At 71.8% G+C, this 10,056-nt stretch carries 11 protein-coding genes and 1 pseudogene; 5 read left to right on the top strand and 7 right to left on the bottom strand.

Annotation, left to right across the window (positions count from 1 at the left end; genetic code table 11):
• A pseudogene (locus ADK54_RS48040) lies at positions 1–231 on the top strand (hypothetical protein); the annotation flags it as partial.
• A gap of 87 nt (positions 232–318) precedes the next feature.
• The gene (serB, locus tag ADK54_RS39905; protein ID WP_053730756.1) at positions 319–1,560 is read left to right on the top strand and encodes a phosphoserine phosphatase SerB; all 1,242 of its coding nucleotides are present in this window, start codon (positions 319–321) and stop codon (positions 1,558–1,560) included.
• Between the two features lie 80 nt (positions 1,561–1,640).
• Here the strand turns inward: serB and ADK54_RS39900 are convergent, their stop codons facing one another.
• From ADK54_RS39900 to ADK54_RS39890, 4 genes are all read right to left on the bottom strand, one after another.
• Positions 1,641–2,159 carry a SixA phosphatase family protein gene (locus ADK54_RS39900; RefSeq protein WP_053730755.1) on the bottom strand — a complete coding sequence of 173 codons (519 nt, stop codon included), beginning with the start codon at positions 2,157–2,159 and terminating at the stop codon, positions 1,641–1,643.
• Positions 2,160–2,254: 95 nt separating this feature from the next.
• Complete coding sequence (locus tag ADK54_RS39895; protein WP_053730754.1) at positions 2,255–2,461, bottom strand: hypothetical protein; 207 nt, start codon at positions 2,459–2,461, stop codon at positions 2,255–2,257.
• Positions 2,462–2,672: 211 nt separating this feature from the next.
• Positions 2,673–2,789, bottom strand: a complete 117-nt coding sequence (locus ADK54_RS48450; RefSeq protein ID WP_261711291.1) for an SGM_5486 family transporter-associated protein — start codon at positions 2,787–2,789, stop codon at positions 2,673–2,675.
• A 30-nt stretch (positions 2,790–2,819) separates the two neighbouring features.
• The gene (locus ADK54_RS39890) at positions 2,820–4,106 is read right to left on the bottom strand and encodes a CynX/NimT family MFS transporter (RefSeq protein ID WP_053730753.1); all 1,287 of its coding nucleotides are present in this window, start codon (positions 4,104–4,106) and stop codon (positions 2,820–2,822) included.
• Between the two features lie 80 nt (positions 4,107–4,186).
• Here ADK54_RS39890 and ADK54_RS39885 point away from each other — a divergent pair, with 80 nt between their 5' ends.
• Positions 4,187–4,870 (top strand): FadR/GntR family transcriptional regulator, encoded by a 684-nt coding sequence (locus ADK54_RS39885; protein WP_053730752.1) that lies wholly within the window; start codon positions 4,187–4,189, stop codon positions 4,868–4,870.
• 34 nt (positions 4,871–4,904) lie between these two features.
• Here the strand turns inward: ADK54_RS39885 and ADK54_RS39880 are convergent, their stop codons facing one another.
• From ADK54_RS39880 to fabG, 3 genes are all read right to left on the bottom strand, one after another.
• On the bottom strand, positions 4,905–5,279 hold the full coding sequence (locus ADK54_RS39880) for a hypothetical protein (RefSeq protein WP_398876581.1): 375 nt from the start codon (positions 5,277–5,279) through the stop codon (positions 4,905–4,907).
• 156 nt (positions 5,280–5,435) lie between these two features.
• The gene (fabI, locus tag ADK54_RS39875; protein WP_053730751.1) at positions 5,436–6,206 is read right to left on the bottom strand and encodes an enoyl-ACP reductase FabI; all 771 of its coding nucleotides are present in this window, start codon (positions 6,204–6,206) and stop codon (positions 5,436–5,438) included.
• Between the two features lie 5 nt (positions 6,207–6,211).
• A complete protein-coding gene (gene fabG, locus ADK54_RS39870; RefSeq protein ID WP_053730750.1) occupies positions 6,212–6,931 on the bottom strand; it encodes a 3-oxoacyl-[acyl-carrier-protein] reductase in 720 nt (239 codons plus the stop codon).
• Positions 6,932–7,140: 209 nt separating this feature from the next.
• Here fabG and ADK54_RS39865 point away from each other — a divergent pair, with 209 nt between their 5' ends.
• Both ADK54_RS39865 and ADK54_RS39860 read left to right on the top strand, forming a co-directional pair.
• Complete coding sequence (locus ADK54_RS39865) at positions 7,141–8,652, top strand: TldD/PmbA family protein (protein WP_107090739.1); 1,512 nt, start codon at positions 7,141–7,143, stop codon at positions 8,650–8,652.
• Entirely contained in the window at positions 8,649–10,046 is a 1,398-nt protein-coding gene (locus ADK54_RS39860) for a metallopeptidase TldD-related protein (protein WP_053730748.1), read from the top strand. The genes ADK54_RS39865 and ADK54_RS39860 overlap by 4 nt, the downstream gene beginning before the upstream one ends.
• The last annotated feature ends 10 nt before the right edge of the window (positions 10,047–10,056 follow it).

The raw sequence follows: 10,056 nt of genomic DNA, 5'->3' as shown, positions 1-10,056 counted from the left end.
CCCGGGGTACCCGGGCCCCGCGAGGAGACAGGGCCGGGGCCGTACAACCCGGCGCCCTCCTACCGCCCGCCGAACCCCGACACCAACCCGTATCTGAAGCTGCCGCCGGGCCTGCACGGCTCCCCCACGCTGCCGGGCCCCCCGGGCCGCCCCCGGGCGAGGCCCCGCCCGTACCGGCCCCCGGAGGAGGGCCCGCCGCCTCCGCCCGGGGTGCCGCGGGGCCGCCGCTGAGCGGCACGCGGCCGTACGAGGGGGCGCTGTCCGCAGGGCGGGACGGCGTGCCGGGCGTGAGCCGCGGCCGGATACGGTGGGATCACCATGACGCCATCGCCCCTGCCCCCCGCCGGCCAGAACTCCGACGCCGGTCAGAGCTCTGACGTACCGACCCTCCTCGTCAAGATCTTCGGCAAGGACCGCCCCGGCATCACCGCCGGGCTCTTCGACACCCTCGCCGCCTACTCCGTCGATGTCGTGGACATCGAACAGGTCGTCTCCCGTGGCCGTCTCGTGCTGTGCGTACTCGTCACCGAGCCGACCGTGGCCTCCCAGGGCGAGCTGCGCGCCACCGTGCACAGCTGGGCCGAATCGCTCAAGCTCGAAGCCGAGATCATCTCCGGCATCGGCGACAACAGGCCGCGCGGCAGCGGCCGTTCGCACGTCACCGTGCTCGGGCACCCGCTGACCGCCGAGTCCACGGCGGCCATAGCGGCTCGCATCGCCGGCGCCGGCGGCAACATCGACCGCATCTTCCGGCTCGCCAAGTACCCGGTCACGGCTGTGGAGTTCGCCGTGTCCGGCGTGGCGACCGGGGTGCTGCGCACCGCGCTCGCGACCGAGGCGGCCGCCCTCGGCGTGGACGTGGCGGTCGTCTCGGCGGGGCTGCACCGGCGGGCCCAGCGGCTCGTCGTGATGGACGTGGACTCCACGCTGATCCAGGACGAGGTGATCGAGCTCTTCGCCGCGCACGCCGGCTGCGAGGAGGAGGTCGCCGAGGTCACGGCCGCCGCGATGCGCGGCGAGCTGGACTTCGAGCAGTCCCTGCACGCCCGGGTGGCGCTGCTGCGGGGCCTGGACGCCTCGGTCGTGGACAAGGTGCGGGCCGAAGTCCGGCTCACTCCCGGCGCCCGCACCCTGATCCGTACGCTCAAGGCGCTCGGCTATCAAGTGGGCGTCGTCTCGGGCGGGTTCACCCAGGTCACCGACGACCTCAAGGACCGGCTCGGGCTCGACTTCGCCTCCGCCAACACCCTGGAGATCGAGGACGGCAGGTTCACCGGCCGGGTCACTGGCGAGATCGTCGACCGGGCGGGGAAGGCGCGGCTGCTGCGGGAGTTCGCCGCGGAGGCCGGGGTGCCGCTGGCCCAGACGGTGGCGATCGGCGACGGCGCGAACGACCTCGACATGCTGAACGCGGCGGGCCTCGGCGTCGCCTTCAACGCCAAGCCGGTGGTCCGCGAGGCCGCGCACACCGCGGTGAACGTGCCCTTCCTCGACACCGTGTTGTATCTGCTGGGCATCACCCGGGAAGAGGTCGAGGCGGCCGACGGCCTCATCGACTGAACCTTGTTGTCCTGTGGCGAAGGCCCCGGCGCGCATCGCGTACCGGGGCCTTCGCCGCGTACCGGAGTCCGCCTGCGAGGTCAGGCGTGCGGGGACCAGAAGGAGACGAGCCTGCCCACCCCGTGCTCCACGGACTTCCAGGAGCCGTTGAAGGTGAGCACGGCGACGGCGCAGGTGGGGAAGCCGCTGCGGTTCATCCGGGCCAGCAGGTCGCCCTCGGCGTCACCGGCGAGCGCGTCGGCAAGGGCGTGCATTCCGGGGTTGTGCCCGACGAGCAGGAGGTCGGCGACGTCGTCGGGGGTCTCGTTGACCAGCGCGATCAGTTCGCCGAGGGAGGCCTCGTACAGCCGCTCCTCGTACACCGTCTTGGGGCGCTGCGGCAGTTCCTGGACGGCGAGCTTCCAGGTCTCGCGGGTCCTGGCCGCGCTGGAGCAGAGGGCGAGGTCCGGGCCGACGCCGGCCCCGGCCAGCCAGCGGCCGGCGACGGGGGCGTCCGCCCTGCCCCGTTCGGCGAGCGGCCGGTCGTGGTCGGACACCTGGGGCCAGTCGGCTTTCGCGTGCCTCAGAAGGACGATCCTGCGGGGTGTATCGACGCTCATGTTCCCCAGCTTCGCATGAATCGCGCCATCGGGCGCAGGGTGTCGAAGGCCTCCGCCAGGGGGGTGACGCCTGTGCTCGCGGGGGCTGTTGCCCGCTAACGCGAGATGCTCTGCTGGATGCGGTCGACGAGGTGGGTGAGGGTGCCGTCACCGGAGACGGTGTGGGTGTCGCCCGATCCGATGACGAGCGCGAGCAGCGCGAAGAACGCGATCGCGGGCAGCACGACGCCCCACCACGGCAGCTTGAAGTCGACGCCACCGGCGGCCGGTTGGGGGGACCTGGGGTGGGTGTGGGCCGACATGACCGCCTCCGTGTGGGTTCCGGGTTCGAGTGCCGCGGGGCGGACGGGGTGTCCGTCGCGGTACCTCAAAACCTACGGATCCGGCGGCCGTCATCCCATCCGGTGACCCACCCACTCGACCCTGACCCTGACCCCCTAGGGGATGGTGGGGCTAGCACCACCATGGCCCCGTCCGGGGGCACCGGTCGGGGCCTCGCGGTCAGGGCCTCGGTCAGGGGGAGGCGAGCGTCGCGATGACGGCGACGACGACCGTGACGGCGAGCATCGCGCCGAGCACGAGCAGGAGCTTCTTGTGGCTGTTCTGCGGATTGGGTTCGAGCACTGGCATGCGGCCAGTGTCGCATCCGGGTTCGGGCCGCTATCGCCGGGCCCCGGCCTCGTCCTCGATCGTACGGTCGCGGCCCGCCAGGATGCCGACGGCGATCTGCGGCACCATGAGCGCCGCCATCAGCGCGATGGGCAGGTCCCAGCCGCCGCTGCGGTCGTGCAGGACGCCGACCAGGAGCGGCCCCGGGATGGAGAGCAGGTAGCCGACGCACTGGGCGAAGGCGGAGAGCCGTACGACGCCCGCGCCGGTCCGCGACCGCTTGCCGATCATCGTGAGGGCGAGCGGGAAGGCGCAGTTGGAGATGCCGAGCAGCAGCGCCCAGGCCCAGGCGCCGGCGGCCGGCGCGAGGTAGAGCCCCGCGTAGCCGGCCAGGCCGCAGCTGCCGAGCACGACGACGATGGGGCCCTGGCTGCGCAGCCGGTTGACCAGCCACGGGATGACGAAGCCGAGCGGCACGCCCATGACCATGGTGATGGAGAGCAGCAGCCCCGCGGTGCCGGCCGAGACGCCCGCGTCACGGAAGATCGTCGGCATCCAGCCCATGGTGATGTACGCGCCGGTGGCCTGGAGCCCGAAGAAGCAGGCCAGCGCCCAGGCGGTGCCGCTGCGGGTGATGCGCAGGGCGGGGGCGGCCTCTTCCTTTGCACCGACGGCCGGGCCCGCGCTCCCGGAACGGTCGCGTGTCAGCGGGATCCAGGCGGCCACCGCGACGACGGCGAGCAGCGCCCAGATGCCGAGCCCCTGGCGCCAGCTGCCGCCCAGCGCATCGGTGAGGGGCACGGTGGTGACCGCGGCGAGCGAGGTGCCCGCGGCGAGCGCCATCGAGTAGAGGCCGGTCATGGAGCCGACCCGGTCGGGGAAGTACCGCTTGACGATCACCGGCATCAGGACGTTGCTGACGGCTATGCCCATCAGGGCGAGCGCGCTGGCCGCGAGGAAGGTGACGGTGCCGCCCGCGAAGGGGCGCAGGAACAGGCCGGCGGTGATGGCGGCCATGCCCGCGAACACGACGGCACCGGGGCCGAAGCGGCGGGCGAGGCGCGGCGCCATGACGCCGAACACGGCGAAGCAGAACGCCGGGACCGAGGTGAGGACGCCCGCGATGCCGCCGCTCATGTGCAGCCCGCCGGTGACCTCCTTCATCAGCGAGCCGAGGCTGGTGATGGCGGGGCGCAGGTTGACGGCGGCGAGGACCAGCGCGAGCGGTACGAGCCAGCGCGTCCACGACGGCACCCGGCCCGCGTCGGCGGGGGCTTCGAGGGGCTCGGTGCGGACGGCGGGCGTCGGGCTCAGCGTGTTGGTCTCTTCGTCGGGCATGGTGCCATCATAGAATCATGGGATGATTGGTTGTCCAATCGATTCTCGTCACTGCCGACTCCCTCTCGGACTGGAGCACCATGACCCTCAGCTCTCCCCGGCGGTCCGCCCTCGCCGACCAAGTGATCGCGCAGCTGCGCAACCAGATCACCTCGGGCGAGTGGGCGGTGGGTTCGCGCATCCCGACCGAGCCGGAGCTGGTCGAGCAGCTCGGGGTGGCGCGCAACACCGTCCGCGAGGCCGTCCGCGCCCTCGCGCACAACGGCCTGCTCGACATCCGCCAGGGCTCGGGGACGTACGTCGTGGCGACCAGCGAGCTGGCCGGGGTGATGCACCGCCGGTTCGCCGACGCGGACCCGCGCCACGTGGCCGAGCTGCGCTCCACGCTGGAGTCGTCGGCGGCGAAGCTGGCCGCCGAGCGGCGTACCGAGCGCGAGCTGAAGCAGCTGGACACGCTCCTTGAGCGGCGCGAGCAGGCGTGGGCCTCGGGCGACCGGGAGGCCTTCGTGGCGGCCGACGCCACGCTCCACCTCGCGGTCGTCGCGGCCTCGCACAACGACGTACTGACCGAGCTGTACGCCGACCTCGGCCATCTGCTGCGCGACTGGCTGCGCGACGACGTGGCACTGGAAATGACCCCGGAGAACCACATGGACCACGGCCGGATGGTCGACGCGATCCGGGCCGGCGACGCGGAGACGGCCGCCTCCGAGGCCGCCGCCCACGCCTTCATCTGCCTGCCGGACCGGCTCGAAGCCCGCTGAGCGGACGCCGCTCAGCCGGGGCACTCTGCTGCGGTCAGGGCGCCTTCTGGTGGGTCACCCAGACCGCGCGGACGTCCTTCCAGCAGCGGTCGCCCAGCCGTACGGTCTGCCCGGGGCCCACCTCCACCGGCGCCGCGTCCGCGTCCAGGTCCCACCAGTTGGCACAGTCGGTGTGCAGGCGCACCAGGTCGGCGTCCGGGTAGGGGTTGTGGCAGTACGCGGTGACGTGCGAGCCCTGCACGGAGGTCCGGCACGCGGCGCCGAACGGCTCGGGCGGCGCCACGGCGGGCGCCGGGTCGGGGGCGGTGGCGGCGCGCACCACGGAGGGGGCGGCGAGCCCGGCGGCCGTCGCGAGCAGGAGGAACAGCAGGGCCAGGGCCCGGCGCTGCCCGACGCTCAAGGGACGCACACGGGGACCCGTACGCAGCGGACGCACACCCCACCTCTTCCCCGGCCGACTGCCCGACATGTCCGTTTGATTCAGTCTGCGGGGAAGTCGCGGTCCACGCACGGCGGCCGCCCACCGGAAGGTCCGGTGGGCGGCCGCGATGCGTGCTGTGCGGGGTCAGGCACCCACGGCGTGCAGACCGCCGTCGACGTGGATGATCTCGCCCGTGGTCTTCGGGAACCAGTCCGAGAGCAGCGCGACGACACCCTTGCCGGCGGGCTCGGGGTCGGCCATGTTCCACTCCATCGGGGAACGGTGGTTCCACACGTCCGCGAGCTCCGCGAAGCCCGGGATGGACTTGGCGGCCATCGAACCGATCGGCCCCGCCGAGATCAGGTTGCAGCGGATGTCGTCCTTGCCCAGGTCACGGGCCATGTAACGGGACGTGGCCTCAAGGGCGGCCTTGGCCGGGCCCATCCAGTCGTACTGCGGCCAGGCGAACTGCGCGTCGAAGGTGAGGCCGACGACGGCGCTGCCCGGGACGAGCAGCTCGCGCAGGGCCATGGTCAGCGACTTCAGCGAGAACGCCGAGACGTGCATGGCGGTGGCGACCGACTCGAACGGCGTGTTCAGGAAGTTGCCGCCGAGGGCGTCCTGCGGGGCGAAGCCGATGGAGTGGACGATGCCGTCCAGACGGCCGCCGAGCTCCTCCTTGACCAGGCCCGGAAGCCGGTCCAGGTGCTCCTGGTTGGTCACGTCGAGCTCGATGACCTTGGCGGGCTTGGGGAGCTTCTTGGCGATGCGCTCGGTCAGGGTCGGGCGCGGGAAGGCGGTCAGGATGACCTCGGCGCCCTGCTCCTGAGCCAGCTTCGCGGTGTGGAAGGCGATGGAGGACTCCATCAGCACACCGGTGATCAGGATGCGCTTGCCTTCGAGAATTCCGCTCATGGTGATCAGTGACCCATGCCCAATCCGCCGTCAACCGGGATGACGGCTCCAGTGATGTACGAGGCGTCGTCGGAGGCGAGGAACTTCACCGCGGCGGCGATCTCCTCGGGCTGCGCGTAGCGGCCCAGCGGCACCTGGGACACGATGCCCGCGCGCTGCTCCTCGGTGAGCACCTTGGTCATGTCGGTGTCGACGAAACCGGGTGCGACGACGTTGAAAGTGATGTTCCGGGACCCGAGCTCACGCGCGAGCGACCGGGCGAAGCCGACCAGACCGGCCTTGGAGGCGGCGTAGTTGGCCTGGCCCGCCGAGCCGAGCAGCCCGACGACCGAGGAGATCAGGACCACGCGGCCCTTCTTCGCGCGCAGCATGGCGCGGTTGGCGCGCTTGACCACGCGGAAGGTGCCGGTGAGGTTGGTGTCGAGGACGGACGTGAAGTCCTCCTCGGACATGCGCATCAGGAGCTGGTCCTTGGTGATGCCCGCGTTGGCGACCAGGACCTCGACGGGACCGTGCTTGTCCTCGATCTCCTTGTAGGCCTGCTCCACCTGCTCGGTGTCGGTGATGTCACACCTGACGGCCAGACAGCCCAATTCGGTGAGGGCCTCGGGCGGCTCTCCGGAGCGGTACGTGATCGCGACCTTGTCGCCGCTGTCGGCAAAAGCGCGGGCGATGGCGAGGCCGATGCCCCGGTTGCCTCCGGTGACGAGAACCGAGCGGCTCAACGGATCACCCTTTCGATAGGTGGATTCGTACTCCACGCAAACTATCGGTACGGCCCGACTTACGAGGAATCGAGCCCTGACAGTGGCGTGGAACGAGCGCTGTCGGGTCCCTACAGAAAGCCGTAGTCACGAGGCCCGTCGGCGCGACATGATCGGGGCGACCGGTCTCATACGACAGGGAGACAGCTGTGCCATCTGGGACCCATTCCATCGACGAAGCCTTCACGGCGTTGCCCCTGCGGGCGCTCGCCGACGCGGCGCTCGCGCGGGCCCGCGCGCTCGGCGCCGACCACGCCGACTTCCGGTTCGAGCGGGTGCGCAGCGCCGCCTGGCGCCTGCGCGACGCGCGGCCCGCCGGTTCCTCCGACACCACCGACCTCGGCTACGCGGTCCGGGTCGTGCACGGCGGGGCCTGGGGGTTCGCCTCCGGAGTCGATCTGACGATGGACGCGGCGGCCAAGGTCGCCTCCCAGGCGGTGGCCATGGCCAAGCTGTCCGCGCAGGTCATCGCGGCCGCGGGGTCCAAGGAGAGGGTGGAGCTGGCGGCCGAGCCGGTGCACTCCGAGAAGACCTGGATCTCCTCCTACGAGATCGACCCGTTCTCGGTGCCGGACGAGGACAAGAGCGCGCTGCTCGCCGACTGGAGCGCGCGGCTGCTCGGCGCCGACGGGGTCGAGCACGTGGACGCCTCGCTGCTCACCGTTCACGAGAACAAGTTCTACGCGGACACGGCGGGCACCGTGACCACCCAGCAGCGCGTGCGGCTGCACCCCCAGCTCACGGCCATCGCGGTGGACCGCACGACCGGCGAATTCGACTCGATGCGCACCATCGCGCCGCCGGTCGGGCGCGGCTGGGAGTACCTGACCGGCACCGGCTGGGACTGGAACGCGGAACTGGATGAGATCCCTTCGCTTCTGGCCGAGAAGATGCGGGCGCCCAGCGTCGAGAGCGGCCTCTACGACCTGGTGGTGGACCCGTCCAACCTGTGGCTGACCATCCACGAGTCGATCGGCCACGCCACCGAGCTGGACCGCGCGCTCGGCTACGAGGCCGCGTACGCGGGCACCTCGTTCGCCACCTTCGACCAGCTGGGCAAGCTGGCGTACGGCTCGCAGGTCATGAACGTGACCGGCGACCGGACCGCCGAGCACGGGCTCGCGACCATCGGCTACGACGACGAGGGCGTCGAGGCGCAGTCCTGGGACCTGGTGAAGGACGGCACGCTCGTCGGCTACCAACTCGACCGCCGCAACGCGAAGTTGACGGGCCTTGGCCGTTCCAACGGCTGCGCCTACGCGGACTCCCCCGGGCACGTTCCGGTCCAGCGGATGGCGAACGTCTCGCTCCGGCCGGACCCGGGCGGACTCTCCACCGAGGACCTGATCGGCGGGGTCGAGCGCGGCATCTACGTGGTCGGCGACCGGTCCTGGTCGATCGACATGCAGCGCTACAACTTCCAGTTCACCGGCCAGCGCTTCTTCCGCATCGAGAACGGGCGCCTCGCGGGCCAGCTCCGCGACGTCGCCTACCAGGCGACCACCACGGACTTCTGGGGCTCCATGGAGAAGGTCGGCGGCCCCCAGACGTACGTCCTGGGCGGCGCCTTCAACTGCGGCAAGGCCCAGCCGGGCCAGGTCGCCGCGGTCTCCCACGGCTGCCCGTCGGCCCTGTTCCGGGGCGTCAACATCCTCAACACCACGCAGGAGGCCGGGCGATGAGCTCCCGTACGACCGTCAAGCCGCACGAGATCGTCGAGCGGGCCCTGGAGCTGTCCACCGCCGACGGCTGTGTCGTCATCGCCGACGAGCACTCCTCGGCGAACCTGCGCTGGGCCGGCAATGCACTGACCACCAACGGCGTCACCCGCGGGCGCACCCTGACCGTGATCGCGACGGTCGACGGAGCCGAGGGCACCGCCTCAGGTGTCGTCTCGCGCTCGGCCGTCACCGCCGACGACCTGGAGCCGCTGGTACGGGCCGCGGAGGCGGCCGCGCGCGGCGCCGGGCCCGCCGAGGACGCGCAGCCGCTGGTCACCGGGGTGCCCCTCTCCCCGGACTTCACCGACACCCCGGCCGAGACCACCTCCGCCGTGTTCGCCGATTTCGCACCCGCACTCGGCGAGGCCTTCGCGCGGGCCAGGGCGGGCGGCCGCGAGCTGTACGGCTTCGCCAACCACGAGCTGAACTCCACCTACCTCGGTACGTCCACGGGCCTGCGGCTGCGCCACGACCAGCCCAACGGCACCCTGGAGCTCAACGCCAAGTCGCCGGACCGGACCCGCTCGGCCTGGGCCGGGCGCGCGACCGGCGACTTCAAGGACGTCGACGTGGCGGCCCTCGACGAGGAGCTCGCCCGCAGGCTCGGCTGGGCCGAGCGGCGCATCGAGCTGCCCGCCGGGCGGTACGAGACGCTGCTGCCGCCGACCGCCGTGGCCGACCTGCTGATCTACCAGCTGTGGTCGGCGGCGGCCCGGGACGCGGCCGAGGGCCGGACCGTCTTCTCCCGGCAGGGCGGCGGCACCCGCATCGGCGAGACCCTCTCCGAGCTGCCGCTCTCGCTGCGCAGCGACCCGAACGAGCCTGGCCTGGAGTACGCGCCGTTCGTGGTGGCGCACGCCTCGGGCGACACGGAGTCGGTGTTCGACAACGGGCTTCCCCTCACCGCGACGGACTGGATGCGCGAGGGCCGCCTGGAGCACCTGGTCACCACCCGGCACAGCGCCGCGCTCACCGGCCTGCCGGTCGCCCCCTCCCCCGGGAACCTGATCCTGGACGGCGGCGGCGAGCGCACCCTGGACGAGATGGTCGCCGCCACCGAGCGGGGCCTCCTGGTGACCTGCCTCTGGTACATCCGCGAGGTGGACCCGGCGACGCTGCTGCTCACCGGTCTGACCCGGGACGGCGTGTACCTCGTCGAGAACGGCGAGGTGGTCGGCGAGGTGAACAACTTCCGCTTCAACGAGTCCCCGGTGGACCTGCTGTCCCGGGCCACCGAGGCCGGACGCACCGCGAAGACCCTGCCCAGGGAGTGGAGCGACTACTTCACGCGGGCGGCGATGCCCGCGCTGCGCATCCCGGACTTCAACATGAGTTCGGTCAGCCGGGGCGTATAACCTCGGTGCT

The sequence above is a fragment of the Streptomyces sp. WM6378 genome (assembly GCF_001279695.1).
Taxonomy (GTDB): Bacteria; Actinomycetota; Actinomycetes; order Streptomycetales; family Streptomycetaceae; genus Streptomyces.
This window is presented reverse-complemented; position numbering and strand designations above follow the sequence as displayed.

Bases quoted from the DNA above. Each gene is read 5' to 3' on its own strand.
- serB (WP_053730756.1), top strand. From the start codon at position 319: ATGACGCCATCGCCCCTGCCCCCCGCCGGCCAGAACTCCGACGCCGGT.
- ADK54_RS39900 (WP_053730755.1), bottom strand. From the start codon at position 2,159: ATGAGCGTCGATACACCCCGCAGGATCGTCCTTCTGAGGCACGCGAAA.
- ADK54_RS39895 (WP_053730754.1), bottom strand. From the start codon at position 2,461: ATGTCGGCCCACACCCACCCCAGGTCCCCCCAACCGGCCGCCGGTGGC.
- ADK54_RS48450 (WP_261711291.1), bottom strand. From the start codon at position 2,789: ATGCCAGTGCTCGAACCCAATCCGCAGAACAGCCACAAGAAGCTCCTG.
- ADK54_RS39890 (WP_053730753.1), bottom strand. From the start codon at position 4,106: ATGCCCGACGAAGAGACCAACACGCTGAGCCCGACGCCCGCCGTCCGC.
- ADK54_RS39885 (WP_053730752.1), top strand. From the start codon at position 4,187: ATGACCCTCAGCTCTCCCCGGCGGTCCGCCCTCGCCGACCAAGTGATC.
- fabI (WP_053730751.1), bottom strand. From the start codon at position 6,206: ATGAGCGGAATTCTCGAAGGCAAGCGCATCCTGATCACCGGTGTGCTG.
- ADK54_RS39860 (WP_053730748.1), top strand. From the start codon at position 8,649: ATGAGCTCCCGTACGACCGTCAAGCCGCACGAGATCGTCGAGCGGGCC.